The organism is Gracilibacillus xinjiangensis (assembly GCF_042651765.1).
GTDB classification, from domain to species: Bacteria; Bacillota; Bacilli; order Bacillales; family Amphibacillaceae; genus Gracilibacillus; species Gracilibacillus xinjiangensis.
Map to the genome: position 1 here is coordinate 150,990 of NZ_JBHSDT010000004.1, position 15,312 is coordinate 166,301.

The window sequence follows — 15,312 nt, forward strand, 5'->3', positions numbered from 1 at the left end:
TCCTTACTCCATTAAAGTAACAACATAGGCACCTCGGTCAACAGGTGATTTTCCATTTAAGTCACCTGTTGTACCCGGACCTGTCCGTTTAATAAAAATTCCGTTTATTTCCCCATTACTATTTAGGTTTTCTGTAACATAAAAGTAAGCAAAACCGGTTACTTCCACCATGCTGTTATCACTTGTCAGTTTATAAACGATTATTGTTACTACCCTTGCACAATCTCGATGATAATACTGGCCTTCCGGATACGGACATCGATCCATACGATATTGGATACCCTCCTGTGTGGGGCCGCTAATATTTCCGGTCTGAACTAAAAAGGTCTCCCCAATGCTGATGTTTTCCAGATAACCATATTTCAATGTTTCCCCATAGGATTTGGCACCCTTTTTCTCCAAAGCTAAAATTCCAAAAAAACCTTCCACAGAATCTCCGGGTCCAACCTTCAGCGGATAAGTTTTTCCATATTCCAGATTTATGGATTCATTAATTCCCAACGGTACAACACCATTTGTAGAACTCATCGTCTTTAATCCGGCTTTCGCATTTACCTGGATAGAAATTGATTCTTTTCCGAATAATGCGAAAAAAAATAGTGGGACGTCTTTTTCCAGTACGACATTTACCGAAAAATTCTCCCCATAAACAATCTCCAGTAAGCTTTCTGATTCATTATGGGAACTCAACACATCATTCACTATTTGATTCACAGATTCCTGTGATAAAGGCAATTCCTGTGCGCCTGAAAGTGCCGCCGCGTTAGCTGTCTTCTGGAGATGGCTCTTTTTCATGAAAAGGTTTCCCCCATCGATAACCAAACCCGCCATGAAGAGCATGACGCCAAGGGCAGCAGCAGCTAGAAACAGTACATTTCCTTTTTCATTTTTATATAAATTATCTAATATTGTTTTCATTTGATTCACTCCACTCGGATGGTAGAACTAGATTCGAGCGCGACCGGTATAGCAAAGTCCCCTAGTAAATGGAGGAATTCAGTCGGATAGGATAAGGTTACCGTTACATATTCTCCAGAACTTCTATTGGCTTCATCCGGAGAAATGGTGATAGTTAATGATTCTGAATTACCTTGAAACTGTCCCTCAGCATAGGTGCGAATCATCGTATCATTTTGTCCTAACCCAGCTATTCTGGTCGCCTCTTGAGTTACCATTTCCATCTGTAAATTGGTATATAGTAAACCGCCAAAATCAATCATTCCCACAACTAACATAAGAAAGAGCGGGATGACTAGAGCAAATTCTACTAATGATTGACCATTTTCTTTTCGTAACATACGTTTCATAGAAGAGTACCTCCTTGCATGAGCATCTGAATCATTACCCCGCCGGCAATTGCTACCCCATATGGGTAAGTGCCGGTTAACACTCCCTGGTTAAAGCTCTGTTTGTAAAGGACATAACGATAAATCGACTTCCATAACTCACTGCGAAATAATAGAATAAATACTGCAATGACGGCCCCAAGAAGAGCGATATATATAAATGACTGAAACACAAAAATGGCACCCTTCATTGCTCCAATTAATCCTAATAACTTTACGTCCCCTGCACCAATGCCTCCCAAAAAATAGGGGATAAGCAATAGAGCAAAGCCAATCAAAAAGCCAATGAAAGAATGGCTAAGTGATTCCCAGCCCCCTGTTGTGAACTGGTAGATGAAAGTTAGTAAAAGTGCAGGAAATATAACCTTGTTGTAAATCATTCTGCTTTTTAGATCTGTAATCACACAGATTGCTAAGATGATAAGGAGAAAAATATCAATCATCATCGTCCATCCTTTCATTTGAGATTTGATTTTCTTAAAAGATGGCTGCCTAAGTGTATTTAAAGGCAGCCATTTAGTATCAATTACTATCTATTACGGTGTAGTTGTTGTCGCTGGTCTGTCAAAGATCCCTTGGAAGCCGTTAAATAAACCGGAGATTTCATCCCCTGCAATTACTAATGCAGCAATTGCTCCGATGGCGATAAGACCTAAAATTAATCCGTATTCTGTCATACCTTGTCCTTTTTCTGATATGAATAAGCCTTTAATTTTGTTTATCATGTTGTTTTCTCTCCTCATTTGTTTTAATTTTGTTAGTTTTTTGCTTATGGTGTAGTTGTTGTTGTCGGTCTGTCAAAAATTCCTTGGAAGCCGTTAAATAAACCAGAGATTTCATCCCCTGCTATAACTAGTGCTGCAATTGCTCCGATGGCGATAAGACCTAAAATTAAACCATATTCTGTCATGCCTTGTCCTTTTTCTGATATAAATAAGCCTTTTATCTTGTTTATCATGTTGTTTTCTCTCCTCATTTGTTTTAATTTTGTTTAGTTCTTTGCTTATGGTGTAGTTGTTGTCGGTCTGTCAAAGATTCCTTGGAAGCCGTTGAATAAACCGGAGATTTCATCCCCTGCTATAACTAGTGCTGCAATTGCTCCAATTGCGATTAGACCTAAAATTAAACCGTATTCTGTCATGCCTTGTCCTTTTTCTGATATAAATAAACCTTTGATTTTGTTTAACATATTATATATTCCACCTTTTATTTTTATATTTTTAATCGTTGAATCCTTCAAATGCTACCTTGTTACCAATGAATAATGAAGTGCGTTTAATAGTGCCTGCCGGAAGTTCAATAACTGATGTTGTATTGGGAAATCTTTTTCCGATTTTCCCACGCTCTAGCTCTTCTTCGATTCCAACAATCTCATCGTTTTTATTTAAATAGATAATATCAATGCTGTACTTCATATTGAACGTATGGATTGATGTGCAAGGCTTTATATGAAGGCCGGAATTTTCTGGCAGACTCTTTGTCCCCATTAAGCCTTTAAATCTCCTCCAGAAGGAGTAAGCCTTTTTAACATCCGCAGCAATTACCTGATCCGTATGGAAATTGATTAGTTGAATGGTTCTGCACCTCCTCATTCTATTTGGTTGGCATTGCATTTGCTGACCAACTCATGTCCTTATTATGCATTGAAATCATGAATAAAAATATCCCCCACCATTCCTGTTATGACAGCAAAGGATCGAATAGGAATCCTGTCCTATCCGGTGTTAGTTGCGTATTTTTTCTATAGGAATAGTAAAACCTTATAGGAATGAATAGGAATGTTTAAATAGTGGGTGGATATGGGGCTGTGACCATCAACCGAAACGCCTCTTCTAGTAAACAGAAAAAAACCTCCTAGGCTGACAGGAGGTTAACTGGATTGATGTTTTAATTGATATACTTTTGAAATAGCATGAGCGCGGTCTGGAACTTCAAGCTTTTGGAAGATCTTCGTTACATGATTTTTTACGGTGTGATTACTGATATAAAGCTGTTCGGCAATTTCTTTGTTATTGTTTCCCTGGATGACTAAATCCAACACTTCTTGTTCTCTGGGAGATAAATTGAGTTCCTTAATCGTACTCTCTATCGATTCTATTTTTTGTTCTGCGATTACCTCTTCTGGTGATAATGTGAGCTCTACTTCCTTAAATTTCGTTTCATTAAGAAATGTATCGAACTCTGCAGCTATTCCATTCTCTCTGTTTTTATATACATCGGTACTTTTATCCTCCACATATGTTATGACGAGTGCATATACCTGTGCGCAGATGCTTGCATCCTCCCAGGATAAAGAATTACTCCCATTTAGAAGCGCCTCTCCTGTCTCGAGAATTTCCGCTACTTTACTGTCGGGAAGAATCTCCCTTATAAAATCAGGTGAATAATAGGATAATCGACAAGCATTCGTGATAGTCTTAAGCATCGGCAAAGCAAAACCTTGAATAGAGGAAAATTCAAAAGCGAGTTGTTCTGCTTCTTTCATTTTCCTGTACTTAGCTTCATCAAAGTGTTTTACTGCTTTAAAAAGTGCGTGTATTTGCTTATCTTCTGTACCATCTTCTTCCTGTGCCAATAATTGAAGGGACACGCCTCCCATGATGGACAGTGTTTGCAAGAAGTGGAGATGTTCATCTATTATTTCTTCATTTTCCCTCATTCCTACACATAATACCCCTAGCAGTTTGTCTCGATGAAATATAGGACACTCAATTACCGTATGTCCCGATTGAATTTCTCTCACGGATGGAGATTGCCTGACTTCTTCTGCATGATAGTACCGTTTGGCTGCTTCTTGGGCATATTCTTCCATCCCATCTGCCTGACCCCTTGAAATTAATTTCATTGCTCCAGTTTGCGATTCCTTTAATACAACAAATGAGAAAAGCCCCTCTACCAAATTCATACTAATATCAACTAATATGTAAATAATTCGCTTGTAGTCAGGCGTTGTTGTCAATAATTTTCCAATCTCTGTCAATGCTTGTGAGCGTGTTATAAGGTGGGTGTTTTCCTTTTGTAAAGTCTTTACTAAGTATCCCACTTCAAATATTGTCATTAATAACCTGATCAGTTCAGCTGATTTATTAGAAAAAGTCTCTGTTTTAAAACTACCTCCAAATAATAGCATATCAAACTCATCTTCCTGTTTAATGGGAAAACAGAAAAGAGATTTCGGATGAATGGATTCTTTATGAAATAAAGAGGTGCGGGGATCTTTGTCTGTTCTTTCCCAAAACTCATAATGATTGGTTACTAGGACACGCCCTAATAAACCCTCTCCCGGGGCAACCGTTGTCCCTGTTAATACATTCATTTTCTCTCCAACGGTACTAATAATTTTAAAATTATCTTCATCATACTTGGAGGCTGCCCCTAAGAAATCGAGCTCAGGGTGAATGGCGATAAAACTGTCCAAAAGATCACCAATTGTCTTCTTATTGGCAATCTGTTGAAACAGTTTAATTTTCTTTTGATAAAACTCGGTTTCATCTATTTCTTGAAGACATAAAGCAGCTATCTCAGCCATTGTTTTCATGTCTTCTAATAGATTGCTTTTCGTTTCATTATTCAGCACTGTTACCTCATCCCAATTAATGTCCGGATTATTTATCCGTTCCCGAACTAGCTCCTCAGTGCCTTGTGATATAAAAAAGCCTGACCAAATATAGAAAGAACGGCCATCATCTATATGAACAGGAGTAATAATTGCATACACACCTGGCCAGATATCGTAGACAACCGGTTTATTAATACTCCATGTTTCATAGTGAATGTCTGCAACTTCTTGGAAAATATTAAATTGATGATGCAACGTTTCAAATAAAGTATTCTGACCCATTACATCTATCATAATATTTTTTTGCATATCTGTTGTAAACAAACAAAGTCGGTATTTCTCTGCGTACATTGCCTGTAACTCTTGTAGTAAGTGTATATTCTTGCTCATGCTTTCTCCATTTCACCCATTGGATTTATTGCTGGCTCGCAATAACTGTAACGTGGTATATCATTATCACTAAGGTTTTGGATGATACCTTGTTTTACAAGAGATTCAATTACAGGCAAAATTTTCTCTTTTTGACTTCCGAGAAGCGTAACAATACCTTCTACTGTCTCATTCATATATGGATTCGACTGAAATAACATGGTACATTCCAACTGTAGTGCAAACATTTCCTTCCCCCTCATCGACACTCCTCCTCTCTAACTATATATCCTCTTCATGATCGGATAAACTTATAATATCTTATATGGAATAAGAAATCATATCCCCTATTATTCCCATTTTTAAAATAACAGCACTATATCGGTAATAATGGTAGATTTTCAACATTATATGGTAAATCTTTTGGGTAATTCTGATTTTACTCTGTGAGATTAGTTATATATAATTCATTATAGAAAGCGTTTCACTTTAGGGGACAAGTTAGGGTAATTATGAGGGCTTTTTTCAGAAACGGTAATTTCAGTTAAGGGAGTGAGAAAATATGTTTGATAACAGTGATCGGGAATATTGGATAACAACAATGCTTAAGATAGCTGATCCAGTTCTTCATTCCCTGGCAAACGGGCAACTTAAACAGCAAATGCCAGTGGAAGGAATTTTGGAGGACCGCCCAGTCTACAGCCATTTGGAGGCATTTTCAAGACTGATATGCGGTATGGCACCATGGATTGAGAATGGTCCAGTCGACGGTGAGGAAGGATTATTAAGAAAGAAGTATGCTGATCTAATTAGACATGGGCTTAAAGAGGCAACAGATCCTCAATCACCAGACTATATGAATTTTACTGAGGGGCTCCAGCCTATTGTTGATACAGCTTTCCTTGCTCATGCTTTATTACGGGCGCCTGATGAACTGATCCATAACTTAGAACCAAGTGTTAGAAATAATGTCATTAAAGCATTAAAACAAACACGAACAAGAAAACCGGTGTTTAATAACTGGTTATTGTTTGCGGCAATGATTGAAACGTCATTACTAATGTTAGGTGAAGACTATGACCAGATGAGGATTGACTATGCATTAAAACAACACGAGCAATGGTATGTAGGGGATGGAGTGTATGGAGATGGCCCAGCGTTTCATGCGGATTATTATAACAGCTTTGTCATCCAGCCTATGATTGTTGATATAATTGATTCTGTTGCTGAAATATCCCCGGATTGGGAAATATTACAAACTAAAATTCATGAGCGGGCTATTAGATATGCTGTCATTCAAGAAAGAAGTATTTCACCAGAAGGTACTTTTCCTATTGTGGGAAGGTCGATCGCTTATCGTTTTGGGGCATTTCAACATCTAGCACAGATGGCTTTGCAGCATAGGCTGGATGATAGTCTTAAACCAGCACAGGTTCGGTGTGCATTAACTGCTGTCATTAAACGATTAATTGAAATGCCGGGAACATTCGATGAGAATGGTTGGTTGAAAATCGGCCTATGCGGTCACCAACCAGAATTAGGTGAACCTTATATTTCTACTGGCAGCTTATATTTGTGTGCTGCCGTATTCCTGCCATTAGGGTTACCTGTGGATGACGCCTTTTGGCAAGGGGAAGAAGAATGGACAACGAAGAGAGCATGGTCAGGGAAACGTATTGCCATCGATAGTGCACTCATATAATTAATTATCTTTATAAAACCCAGAGCAGCTAGTGTAGATTGGAGAAAGTTTTAAAAATGTTTTCTTCGCTAATTTTCCGGTGAAAATAAAACCCGCATGGAGATGAATGATTAATTTCCATGCGGGTATTTCTATTTAAAGTATTTTCTACCATTTTAAGTGTTGTACAGATCATTAAACTTCTTCCTTGTTCGTTTCTTATCGATCTCTCTTACGATCTTTCCTGATAATCTCTGTACTATTCGCCATTATTTCTGATCCAACTAACATGGCGCCATTTCTCAACGTAGTTGAAATCCTTCTTAGCAGGACCTTAGGAGACTGATTTACATCACTTACTGCATCATTCATTTTATTACTGATATGGGTAGCACCATTGATCAAGGCTGCTGATATAATAGGCTTGGATTGTTCTTTCAAATCCTCAGCAAGCCTTTTTAAATTTGGTTTTTCCAAATGTCTCACCACCTTTACAAAGGTAAATAATTAAATGGATGCAGGCTTTAATAACTCCATCTTTTCTTCCTTCTTTTTCTGATGTAATTTCTCGGACCAGGTTCTTCCTCTTCTGCACGTTCTTCTTTTGCTAACTTTCTTTGTTCTGCCCAATATTGGAGTTCATTCCCTGTAGCACGTGCAGCCTTACTTATTAAAATAGATATTGGGCTCTTCATTTCGGGAGTAGGATCAGGGTCAACATACTCTTTTCCTTCTATTTGCATCAGTTTTAAATGAAGAAGCCGTTGAAAATCGGCATTCGATGTTTCTTGCTTTAGTCTCTTCCAATAATCAATTGCTGTCTGTTTTTGATCAATTTTATAATGAAGCTCACCAAGTTCGTACATCAGCTGCCAGTATAGCTGCTTGTCAAGAAACCCATTTCCACGCCTTTCCTCGTCCATTACAAAGGTATAATCTTCAATTGTTGTTTGAGCACGTTGAAAATGTTTTTCAGGTAACCTGAAGGAAGACTTGCCGCGTATTAATCTGATGACAGTGTTATGAGGGTCGGCATTTACCGCCTCATCCAGCAGCTCCAGTCCTGTTTGCGCCCACCTCAATTTATCAAGAGGTTTTGTTTCATCCCGGGCAATCAAAAGCATTGTACTGCCATGATAGGCATCGAGGATCGGCTGGTTAGGATAGTTGGATCGTAATTGTTCCAATAATTGATGGGTATCTTGAACAGCGTTTGTATTGCCTGCAACCGCCTTCTTGTGTAAGGAATGAACCTGTTCAAGCAAAGCATCCATATCTTTCTCGCTTGTATTTACCAAATGTCACTTCCCCCTTTTTTTGAAAAATTCCTGATGGTTACAATTGTTTTAATTGCTGCATGACTTCTTTTGCTTTTGCTTCTTTGCCGGCATTTTTATAGGCAGTACTCAGGTCTTTCACAACCTCTTTTATTTGGTTTTTCGAAAGGTATTTGGGATCTTTCTTATACTGGTCTAACAGGAAGGTATAGTCTTTAATCGCTGTTTGGGAACATTTAAAGAATGATTCAGGTAACCGAAGACAAACATTTGCACGCAACAAGCGTATTTCCTTATTGTTCGAATCCTTGGAAACTGCTTTGTTCAACGCATTCAATCCTTCTTGTGCCAGGTCCGCTTTTTCTATTGTTTTCACAGCATCACGCCCTCGAAGGGTAAGTGCACTTCCGTAATAGGCTTCCACGACCGCATTGTTTGGCTCAGTGTCTCTAAGTTTTGAGAAAATATCATAGGCTTTCTTCACCGCATTTTTATCACCAGCAACCCCCTTCATTAGAACTTTTCTTCCTTCTGCCAATTGTTTCGAAATATCAACCTTTTTACCCAAATTAATTTCCTCCTCAAGATATGGTAGGTGTACGGTGGCGTCCAAAACGTTAATAAAGGAAAGGCTGAACCCGATAGCCGTGCTAAGGAGTAAGCCACAACACCATGCGGGTTCCATTCATTAGGGCTCAGCCTCTCCTTTAAATTAACGATTGGTGCTACTTAAGGTATGTACAAAGTAAACAAACAGTATGGTTGAAATTCTTATCTTACAGAAAAATCAATGTTTGCCCGAATCAATGTTTACCAGACTTGCATTTCATAAAGAGTAAAGGAAGGGAGGATGCTCTCCCTGTTCTTAAACTTACCGTTTAGGCATCCATCATTGATTCAAAAGAAATGGAGGATATAGATGAAATTGCAAACACATAAGATGACAGTCTCTATTGACGAGCATTCATCCCATCTGGAACAATTCAAGCAGTTTTATCAGCGATTGGATGAGGAAGGAAAAACCATTGAAAAATTGCCTCGTCAGCAAATAGAAGATTATCAGCTAAAAGCCGTTAATGCCACTCTTGCTCATGTGTGGAACGAAAATGAGTACTATCGTTCGAGACTGGAAGAGGCAGGATTCACTGAGCCCAAAATAGATAGTCTGGAACAATTATCGACAGTACCAATGTTAAGGAAAGATGTTATTAGAGGGGATAAAGAGAAACTATTATGTGTACCTCCGAAAGAAATAGGCCAAGTTCACCTGACAAGCGGAACATCCGGTAAGCCAATATATACCTCTTACACATTAGCTGATCAATATGTATATGATTTGCTGCCAAAGTATTTGGAACTTTTTAAGGAATCAGCTGATGACATTACGGCAATTGCCTTACCTTATGAGTTTGCATTGCCTGGTCTCGGTTTTCAGCGATTGTTTCAATTTGCGTTTGGTACCACTGTACTGTCGCTTGGAAAAGGCGGATACATGGCACCTGTCGATAAGTCATTGGATTTAATGAGGGAATATCAGGCAACCGTTCTTACGACAACACCTTCCTATGCAGCACTTTTAGCAGAAGAAAGTGAGAAGCTCGGTATTAAAATTGGGGAAGACATCCGCCTAAAGAAAATCTGGCTAACTGGTGAAGGATGTTCTTCTGTATTCCGTGATCGGCTGGAAGAATGGTGGGGGTGTGAAGTATCGTTTTTTTATGGCTCAACAGAGTGTGGAGTTATTGGTGTGGAATGCAGCAAACAACAAGGTTATCATATTATGGAAGGTCATGTAAAAGTAGAAATTGTTGATCAGGATTCCGGGGAAGTATTACCATATGGAAAAACAGGGGAAATTGTCGTAACAACACTGCTTCGTGAAGGGATGCCAATGGTACGCTATCGTACAGGCGACCTCGGTAATTTGCAGCAATCCAAATGTGATTGCGGAATTACGATGGACGTCTTGCAATTAAGGGGACGGATGGAACACATGCTGCACTTAGGTGGGGAAGACTATTCTCCTTTCATGATTGAACACTTTTTAATGGAGATTCCTGAAGTCGGCTTATGGTATCACCTTAAGCTGGATGATGAAGTTTTAACAATAGAAGCAGAAAAGTTCCGTACAAAATTAAGTAACGAGCAATTGGCAGAAAAAATTCAAAAACATATGGCTGACCGAATTGGGGTCCATTGTGAAGTTGTCATAAGGGATGACATTCCTCGCACGTACGGCAAAGCAACCAGAGTATTCATATAGACAGATGATCCAGGAGAGAGGAGGTGGCTTGATGAGTGATAGGAATAGAGACAGGGAGCGTAAATTTAGAGACATGTATAGGCGTCTCGAGAAATCTCCATTGTACCAGCAGAAATTATCAGGATACAGTTTACAAGAAGCAGGATTGGAACAGATCAGGTCCTTTCCATTAACAACGAAAGAAGACTTAAGGGATGCAGGTGCTTTCGGCCATCTTGCCGTTGATTTGAAGGAAGTGGCTCAATATCATGAATCGACAGGTACGACAGGAGAACCCTCTGCCTCATGGTTTACGCAAGCTGATTTGAGGACAGGCGGTAGGCAATTAAAGGAGTGCGGGGTTAATTTGACTTCTGACGATCTTGTATTGGTCCGCTTTCCCTATGCCTTGGCATTGCCAGCTTTCTTAATGCAGCAGGCAGCTTGGCAAACAGGAGCAGGAGTCGTACCAGCAAGCGGGCGTACAGTTGTTACTCCTTATCCCAGGGTCTTAAGCCTGATGAAACAACTTTCTGTCACAGTGTTAGCAGGGCTTCCCCGTGAGATGGAATTGTTAGCAGAGGCAGCACGGCTTGGAGGCTTGGAACAAAACGACTTTTCCAAGTTGCGTGCCATCTGTGTTGCAGGTGAATTAATAAGTGAAAGACGCAGGGAGCATATCGAGAAACGATGGAATGTTCCGGTATTTAATATGTACGGATCAACAGAAACTGGTAATATCGCTACAATGTGTGAATATGGCAACATGCATATTGTAGAAGAAGATTTTTTCGTGGAAGTGCTGGATGAAGATGGTGCCAATTCGGTTGCGAATGGTGAAAGGGGTTTTGCAGCTATTACCACCCTTTCTCATCAGGGTTCTCCACTACTGCGGTATTTTAATGAAGACATTATCTCTTTAGAATCTTCTGAATGTCATTGTGGGCGATCTGGTATGATACTGACTCATTATGGTAGAAGCAAGGATCGCATCAGCCTTGGAAGAAAGAGGATAGATGCATTGGATATTCAGGAAGCGGTCTATTCGCTGGCCCCTGTACCAGATGCATGGCAGGTCATTGAAAAAGAAGAAGGTTTGCACTTTTTACTAGATTTCCATGAAACGAGTAGATGGTCAGAAGAAGCGGTCTGTTCTCAATTATCTTCCTGTCTTCAAGTGCCAGTCACCATGGAAATTCATTCACTGCTCGATCGGGTGGAGCTCATGAGTAACATTCCATCGAAAAAGCCTTTATATATTAAAAGGTTAAATAAAAGAAACGAGATTCATTGAGGTAATCAGAAGATGACAATTAATTCGTCTGAAAGAAAGGACTGTACATCATGAGTGATAAACTAAACCAAGAAAACCCGCGGCTTCTCGTAAGTCGCCAGCATAAAAGCGAGGATACAATAATTCATGTGAAGAATACGGTTATTGGGGGTCCTTCTCATACACTAATCGCCGGACCGTGCTCGATCGAATCAAGAGACCAGCTTCTAACGGTTGCAGCTACTTTAAAGAAATCAGGCATTACAGTTCTAAGAGGCGGAGCATTCAAACCGAGAACATCACCATACAATTTTCAAGGGCTGGGGGAAGAAGGCCTGAAGATGATGAAGGATGTTGCAGATGAAACGGGAATGGTAACGATCAGTGAAATTATGACACCATCCCAGATTGATATCGCAGCACCTTATCTAGATATTTTTCAGGTTGGAGCACGAAATATGCAGAATTTCGATTTATTAAGGGCTGTAGGTCAAACCGACAAACCAGTACTGTTGAAACGTGGTCTCTCGGCTACATTGGAGGAATTTAAGTTTGCAGCAGAGTATATTTTGGATCAAGGGAATGACCAGGTTATGTTAATCGAAAGAGGGATAAGAACGTTTGAAAAAGCGACACGCAACACACTGGATATTTCCGCTGTGCCTATTTTAAAGATGGAAACACACCTCCCAGTACTTGTTGATGTTACACATTCTACTGGAAGGAAGGATATTTTACTCCCATGTGCGAAAGCTGCCATTGCAGCAGGAGCTGATGGAATTATGGTTGAGATTCATCCAGATCCATCTGCAGCTCTATCTGATTCAAAGCAGCAACTGAATATGGAAGAATTCCATACGTTCTGGGAGGGCCTTTCTGCGTCTGGGTTATACCATTAATCATTTCTTGTTGGCAAAAAGAATTATCCCAGTTTTTTTATGGAGGCGAGAATATGGAAGACGCACATTTTAAAGGGAATAAGTCCAACCTGTTAAAAAAATTGATCTTCGATGTTCTATTAATAACAGATGGACGGACGACAGACATCTTAGAACACCTATTGAATGAGAAAGTAAAGGTAAAAGTGATTCAACAGGGGCTTTTAGAAGGAGCGGATGAGCAGAAGACAGGGGAAAATTCCGGTGTACGGAACTATATTCGGGAATCCGTTTTAATTGGTGAAAAAAGCGGTGTTGTCGTTTCACATAATATTGCGCTAGTTTATTCAAAGAATGTACCTCCTACTTTGTTCGAGAATATTGCAAACAAGCAGGACGGAATTGGCAAAGCCATCAGCTCACTAGGGATGCGCACATATCGGGAAGTTCTTGACTGTGGATTTGTAAACAAAGAGGAAGCAGTCGACCTTTTTCAACTTCCGGTTAATATCCAATTGCCTGACTCGAATAATCAAATACCTTACAAGAAGTATTTCGTTTATTTCGGACCAAGTCCAGGAATTCAGCTGGTCGAATATTTCAATCCGAACATCCTTACACACCGTTTGCAACAAGAGACAACTAAAGAGCATCCGAAAGAAAAAGGGTAATATGGCAATGGTTGGCTTACCAGCTAGCAAGTCAGCCATTTGGACTTTTTCAGCTTAGCGGGGCGCCATCTACTTTTTTCTTTGCTTTTCCTTCATTTGTGCCACATAATTGGCACCGAAAATAATCATTTGTTCCATAGCGTAGTGAATACCTTTCTTTATTGCCCTGATGAATGTCGATATCACGATATAGGTGGATTGATTCCCAGAATCTATATTATCAAGGATTTCTTTCTCGGCTATGCTGGCACCCTTTTTTACCGCATCCATATAATTACCAGTAAAGGAAATGAATTCACGCTTTATTTCATCAAAAATTCCTGCCCATATTGGATCCTCCTTTTTCAATTGGTTTCCCTCCTTAAGATTGATATTTTCGATCCATTCAGGTCTTTTCCTGTCATTTCTTCCGGAATTTGCTTAAGTTCAGTTATTCGATTGTCACCATGTGTTGGGGAGTCAAGCCATTGCTTCTGTTTTCGGCTTCCTGAAGATAATAGCAATGCAATGATAACACCTGCTGTTATGACAAAAAGAATGACGCCACATAAGCTCATGCCAAGAATGTACAAGATTCGGTCCCTGTGATCCATTTCTTTTAATTTCAATCCACTCTCCTCCTGTCTTTTCCGAATAGTTCAGTATATGTATGAATATCCTGGTGTTTATAGGTGATGGACTATTATTCGCTGAATTCCACTTCCGTCCAATTTAGAAATATTAACTCACATAAACATATCGAGAGTCGTAAAATAAGAATAAAGAGGAATAAAGGAGGTTGCCGTTCAATGGACGAGATGCAACGGAAAACAGGCGATAGTCCAATGATGGATAGCGAATTGAAAGAATATATCCAGCAAGAGCTGGAAAAATTAGATACTCAACAGCAGGAGGAAAGAGAAGAAGATTCACAAAATGCATCAACTGATAAGATGACACGGACGCTAAGTTCCGTTTTGGAACAATTACCATTGGAGGAATTAATGGAATCAGCGATTAGTACAATAAATAAGACGCAACCCGAAAATACATCAAGACCAAAGAGGCGTCTTAAGCCAAAAAGACGTGTAAAAAAAATGAATCGATAATGACTGAGAGAAGGTGGCTCCAACTAATGAAAAGGGCTGATTACAACCCTTCTGCCATTTTCCGAAATTTAACAGCCTTATTCTTTTTTGCTGCATTACTGGTTATTTTACAAGTAAATGATACCAGGTTATTAATAATGTGGGGAATATGCTTATTGTTTCTCGTCATGAACAGATCCATGAGATTATTCCTTTTAACAACACTGGTTTTTGGAATTGGATTTTACGTATATGGATACATGGGTTCAAATTGGCATATAACTGCGGATTCTAAAGAATTACTAAAAATACTAAACAGGTTGTCATTGATCTTTATCATCATTCCCTTCCTTATCCTGTCCTTCATTTACAAAACACCTGCTATAAGCTATTGGCAGAAGCCGGATTGGAATAAGATGATTCCTATTCCATTTATTTGGGCAGGTTTCCATCAAACAAAAGCAGGTATTTTTCTTTTTGTAGCAATGATGACGAACCTGATGGTGTTTACTCCATTTATGATAAAAAGTGGCTGGACATACATTCAGGGGATATTTCTATTTATGATTATTTTCTCTATTCTGAACGCTGTACTAGAGGAAATCATTTGGAGAGGCATCCTTCTTAGTCGTTTTTCGGAGGATTTTGGCAGCAAGTGGGCGGTAATTTTAACGAGTGTCGGTTTTGGTTTGCAACATTATTCACTTGGTTTCTCTTGGGTTAGCTGTGTTTTCTTTATATTCGGAGGGTTTTTCTTTGGTGCTATTACGGTTACAACAAAAAGTATAATCCCTGCTATAATATGGCATATGTTTATTAATGCACTAATGGTTTTAAGTGGAATGATCATTTAATCGTTAGTTGTGGTGGTTGAGTGGACTGCTCCATCATTGTCCAAGCCTCAGAAGTTCAAGAAATTAATGGGGAGAGAATTGCCAGTCCACTGTCT

Annotated in this window: 20 protein-coding genes and 1 pseudogene; 7 read left to right on the top strand and 14 right to left on the bottom strand. The window is 39.3% G+C overall.

From position 1 onward, the window contains the following. Positions 1 to 3: 3 nt before the first annotated feature. The 9 genes from ACFOY7_RS05035 to ACFOY7_RS05075 all read right to left on the bottom strand — a co-directional run bounded on the left by ACFOY7_RS05035 (position 4) and on the right by ACFOY7_RS05075 (position 5,537). A complete protein-coding gene (locus ACFOY7_RS05035; RefSeq protein WP_390250013.1) occupies positions 4 to 918 on the bottom strand; it encodes a pilus assembly protein TadG-related protein in 915 nt (304 codons plus the stop codon). A 5-nt stretch (positions 919 to 923) separates the two neighbouring features. Then, complete coding sequence (locus ACFOY7_RS05040) at positions 924 to 1,307, bottom strand: TadE/TadG family type IV pilus assembly protein (RefSeq protein ID WP_390250015.1); 384 nt, start codon at positions 1,305 to 1,307, stop codon at positions 924 to 926. Further along, positions 1,304 to 1,807 carry an A24 family peptidase gene (locus tag ACFOY7_RS05045; protein ID WP_390250017.1) on the bottom strand — a complete coding sequence of 168 codons (504 nt, stop codon included), beginning with the start codon at positions 1,805 to 1,807 and terminating at the stop codon, positions 1,304 to 1,306. The genes ACFOY7_RS05040 and ACFOY7_RS05045 overlap by 4 nt, the downstream gene beginning before the upstream one ends. Positions 1,808 to 1,882: 75 nt before the next feature. Then, positions 1,883 to 2,071 carry a Flp family type IVb pilin gene (locus ACFOY7_RS05050; RefSeq protein WP_390250019.1) on the bottom strand — a complete coding sequence of 63 codons (189 nt, stop codon included), beginning with the start codon at positions 2,069 to 2,071 and terminating at the stop codon, positions 1,883 to 1,885. 44 nt (positions 2,072 to 2,115) lie between these two features. Then, entirely contained in the window at positions 2,116 to 2,304 is a 189-nt protein-coding gene (locus tag ACFOY7_RS05055) for a Flp family type IVb pilin (protein WP_390250021.1), read from the bottom strand. A gap of 45 nt (positions 2,305 to 2,349) precedes the next feature. Next, positions 2,350 to 2,535, bottom strand: coding sequence for a Flp family type IVb pilin (locus ACFOY7_RS05060; protein WP_390250023.1), 186 nt, complete (start codon positions 2,533 to 2,535; stop codon positions 2,350 to 2,352). A 31-nt stretch (positions 2,536 to 2,566) separates the two neighbouring features. Then, positions 2,567 to 2,959: a DUF192 domain-containing protein gene (locus ACFOY7_RS05065; RefSeq protein ID WP_390250025.1), complete on the bottom strand. Its 393-nt coding sequence runs from the start codon at positions 2,957 to 2,959 to the stop codon at positions 2,567 to 2,569. 257 nt (positions 2,960 to 3,216) lie between these two features. Beyond that, a complete protein-coding gene (locus ACFOY7_RS05070; protein WP_390250026.1) occupies positions 3,217 to 5,295 on the bottom strand; it encodes a LuxR C-terminal-related transcriptional regulator in 2,079 nt (692 codons plus the stop codon). Then, positions 5,292 to 5,537 carry a hypothetical protein gene (locus tag ACFOY7_RS05075; protein WP_390250028.1) on the bottom strand — a complete coding sequence of 82 codons (246 nt, stop codon included), beginning with the start codon at positions 5,535 to 5,537 and terminating at the stop codon, positions 5,292 to 5,294. Before ACFOY7_RS05075 ends, ACFOY7_RS05070 begins: the two co-directional genes overlap by 4 nt. Before the next feature lie 299 nt (positions 5,538 to 5,836). On the opposite strand from ACFOY7_RS05075, the gene ACFOY7_RS05080 reads away from it, so the two are divergent. Then, positions 5,837 to 6,976, top strand: a complete 1,140-nt coding sequence (locus ACFOY7_RS05080; RefSeq protein ID WP_390250030.1) for a DUF2264 domain-containing protein — start codon at positions 5,837 to 5,839, stop codon at positions 6,974 to 6,976. A gap of 198 nt (positions 6,977 to 7,174) precedes the next feature. On the opposite strand, the gene ACFOY7_RS05085 is transcribed toward ACFOY7_RS05080, so the two are convergent. From ACFOY7_RS05085 to ACFOY7_RS05095, 3 genes are read right to left on the bottom strand one after another with little or no spacing between them, the layout of a single operon-like run. Beyond that, the gene (locus ACFOY7_RS05085; RefSeq protein WP_390250032.1) at positions 7,175 to 7,432 is read right to left on the bottom strand and encodes a hypothetical protein; all 258 of its coding nucleotides are present in this window, start codon (positions 7,430 to 7,432) and stop codon (positions 7,175 to 7,177) included. A gap of 47 nt (positions 7,433 to 7,479) precedes the next feature. Further along, positions 7,480 to 8,253, bottom strand: coding sequence for a hypothetical protein (locus tag ACFOY7_RS05090; RefSeq protein ID WP_390250034.1), 774 nt, complete (start codon positions 8,251 to 8,253; stop codon positions 7,480 to 7,482). A 37-nt stretch (positions 8,254 to 8,290) separates the two neighbouring features. Then, on the bottom strand, positions 8,291 to 8,800 hold the full coding sequence (locus tag ACFOY7_RS05095; protein WP_390250036.1) for a tetratricopeptide repeat protein: 510 nt from the start codon (positions 8,798 to 8,800) through the stop codon (positions 8,291 to 8,293). Positions 8,801 to 9,151: 351 nt separating this feature from the next. Between ACFOY7_RS05095 and ACFOY7_RS05100 the strand changes: the two genes are divergently transcribed. From ACFOY7_RS05100 to ACFOY7_RS05115, 4 genes and pseudogenes are all read left to right on the top strand, one after another. After that, positions 9,152 to 10,495, top strand: a complete 1,344-nt coding sequence (locus tag ACFOY7_RS05100; protein WP_390250038.1) for a phenylacetate--CoA ligase family protein — start codon at positions 9,152 to 9,154, stop codon at positions 10,493 to 10,495. Positions 10,496 to 10,526: 31 nt separating this feature from the next. Beyond that, entirely contained in the window at positions 10,527 to 11,768 is a 1,242-nt protein-coding gene (locus ACFOY7_RS05105) for a phenylacetate--CoA ligase family protein (RefSeq protein ID WP_390250040.1), read from the top strand. A gap of 35 nt (positions 11,769 to 11,803) precedes the next feature. After that, positions 11,804 to 12,646: pseudogene (locus ACFOY7_RS05110) on the top strand (bifunctional 3-deoxy-7-phosphoheptulonate synthase/chorismate mutase); the annotation flags it as partial. Positions 12,647 to 12,699: 53 nt separating this feature from the next. After that, entirely contained in the window at positions 12,700 to 13,296 is a 597-nt protein-coding gene (locus ACFOY7_RS05115; protein ID WP_390250042.1) for a chorismate pyruvate-lyase family protein, read from the top strand. A gap of 69 nt (positions 13,297 to 13,365) precedes the next feature. Here ACFOY7_RS05115 and ACFOY7_RS05120 read toward each other — a convergent pair whose 3' ends face one another. Then, positions 13,366 to 13,644 carry a hypothetical protein gene (locus tag ACFOY7_RS05120; protein WP_390250044.1) on the bottom strand — a complete coding sequence of 93 codons (279 nt, stop codon included), beginning with the start codon at positions 13,642 to 13,644 and terminating at the stop codon, positions 13,366 to 13,368. After that, positions 13,641 to 13,904 carry a hypothetical protein gene (locus ACFOY7_RS05125; RefSeq protein ID WP_390250047.1) on the bottom strand — a complete coding sequence of 88 codons (264 nt, stop codon included), beginning with the start codon at positions 13,902 to 13,904 and terminating at the stop codon, positions 13,641 to 13,643. Before ACFOY7_RS05125 ends, ACFOY7_RS05120 begins: the two co-directional genes overlap by 4 nt. Before the next feature lie 180 nt (positions 13,905 to 14,084). On the opposite strand from ACFOY7_RS05125, the gene ACFOY7_RS05130 reads away from it, so the two are divergent. Both ACFOY7_RS05130 and ACFOY7_RS05135 read left to right on the top strand, forming a co-directional pair. After that, positions 14,085 to 14,384: a hypothetical protein gene (locus ACFOY7_RS05130; protein ID WP_390250049.1), complete on the top strand. Its 300-nt coding sequence runs from the start codon at positions 14,085 to 14,087 to the stop codon at positions 14,382 to 14,384. 26 nt (positions 14,385 to 14,410) lie between these two features. After that, complete coding sequence (locus tag ACFOY7_RS05135) at positions 14,411 to 15,217, top strand: CPBP family intramembrane glutamic endopeptidase (protein ID WP_390250051.1); 807 nt, start codon at positions 14,411 to 14,413, stop codon at positions 15,215 to 15,217. Positions 15,218 to 15,312 lie beyond the last annotated feature (95 nt).

What these genes read in the sequence shown, in the direction of transcription:
- ACFOY7_RS05035 (WP_390250013.1), bottom strand. Translation starts at nt 918, where the DNA reads ATGAAAACAATATTAGATAATTTATATAAAAATGAAAAAGGAAATGTA.
- ACFOY7_RS05080 (WP_390250030.1), top strand. Translation starts at nt 5,837, where the DNA reads ATGTTTGATAACAGTGATCGGGAATATTGGATAACAACAATGCTTAAG.
- ACFOY7_RS05075 (WP_390250028.1), bottom strand. Translation starts at nt 5,537, where the DNA reads ATGAGGGGGAAGGAAATGTTTGCACTACAGTTGGAATGTACCATGTTA.
- ACFOY7_RS05070 (WP_390250026.1), bottom strand. Translation starts at nt 5,295, where the DNA reads ATGAGCAAGAATATACACTTACTACAAGAGTTACAGGCAATGTACGCA.
- ACFOY7_RS05100 (WP_390250038.1), top strand. Translation starts at nt 9,152, where the DNA reads ATGAAATTGCAAACACATAAGATGACAGTCTCTATTGACGAGCATTCA.
- ACFOY7_RS05135 (WP_390250051.1), top strand. Translation starts at nt 14,411, where the DNA reads ATGAAAAGGGCTGATTACAACCCTTCTGCCATTTTCCGAAATTTAACA.
- ACFOY7_RS05050 (WP_390250019.1), bottom strand. Translation starts at nt 2,071, where the DNA reads ATGATAAACAAAATTAAAGGCTTATTCATATCAGAAAAAGGACAAGGT.
- ACFOY7_RS05130 (WP_390250049.1), top strand. Translation starts at nt 14,085, where the DNA reads ATGGACGAGATGCAACGGAAAACAGGCGATAGTCCAATGATGGATAGC.
- ACFOY7_RS05055 (WP_390250021.1), bottom strand. Translation starts at nt 2,304, where the DNA reads ATGATAAACAAGATAAAAGGCTTATTTATATCAGAAAAAGGACAAGGC.
- ACFOY7_RS05065 (WP_390250025.1), bottom strand. Translation starts at nt 2,959, where the DNA reads ATGCAATGCCAACCAAATAGAATGAGGAGGTGCAGAACCATTCAACTA.
- ACFOY7_RS05040 (WP_390250015.1), bottom strand. Translation starts at nt 1,307, where the DNA reads ATGAAACGTATGTTACGAAAAGAAAATGGTCAATCATTAGTAGAATTT.
- ACFOY7_RS05105 (WP_390250040.1), top strand. Translation starts at nt 10,527, where the DNA reads ATGAGTGATAGGAATAGAGACAGGGAGCGTAAATTTAGAGACATGTAT.
- ACFOY7_RS05045 (WP_390250017.1), bottom strand. Translation starts at nt 1,807, where the DNA reads ATGAAAGGATGGACGATGATGATTGATATTTTTCTCCTTATCATCTTA.
- ACFOY7_RS05115 (WP_390250042.1), top strand. Translation starts at nt 12,700, where the DNA reads ATGGAAGACGCACATTTTAAAGGGAATAAGTCCAACCTGTTAAAAAAA.
- ACFOY7_RS05060 (WP_390250023.1), bottom strand. Translation starts at nt 2,535, where the DNA reads ATGTTAAACAAAATCAAAGGTTTATTTATATCAGAAAAAGGACAAGGC.